Source organism: Vibrio sp. 10N.222.55.C6, assembly GCF_041473395.1.
GTDB classification, from domain to species: Bacteria; Pseudomonadota; Gammaproteobacteria; order Enterobacterales; family Vibrionaceae; genus Vibrio; species Vibrio crassostreae_C.
Genome location: NZ_JBFRSD010000439.1, coordinates 1 through 588, shown reverse-complemented (window position 1 = coordinate 588; position 588 = coordinate 1). Strand labels below are relative to the sequence as shown.

Below are 588 nucleotides of genomic sequence, written 5' to 3'. Positions count from 1 at the left end.
ACGATAGGGATAAAGGCAAAAGTAAAACTTGGCTTTAGTTGGACACGTGCCAAAGAGGGGCAGTGGCTCTTTACCAATCGCAAGCTGCCAAAAACGGACGCATCTCATGTGTTAGATAATTTCTCTGAATTTGCTTACTTTTTGGGATGTCCCAAGCAGATGCCGACATGGGATCTTGCTTTGTCTGATGAAGACCAAAAACTATCGATGGAGCTTGCGCATGAGCCGTATATTGTTATTAGCCCTGCTGCGAGTAAAGATGAGAGAAACTGGTTAGTTGAGCGCTATGCCGCTGTCGCCGATCACGCTTATCAGTTAGGCTTTAAAGTGGTTTTTTGTGGTGCTCCAACGGATAGAGAGCGCAATTTAACCGACAATATATCTCAGCACATGACATCACCTAGTATTAATTTAGTTGGCTCAACCTCGTTAAAGCAGCTTACCGCAGTGATTGGTCAATCCAGTGTTGTGATCGCTCCTGATTCAGGGCCTGCACACATTGCGACCACTCAAGGTGTCCCCGTCATTGGCTTGTATGCGCACAGTAACCCAATGCGAACAGGGCCTTACCATAGTTTAGACAATGTG

The 588-nt window shown here is 46.1% G+C and carries 1 protein-coding gene; it reads left to right on the top strand.

Going from position 1 to position 588, the window contains the following annotated elements:
• A partial coding sequence (locus AB4486_RS24485) for a glycosyltransferase family 9 protein (RefSeq protein ID WP_372119251.1) occupies positions 1 to 588 on the top strand: 588 nt, incomplete at both ends.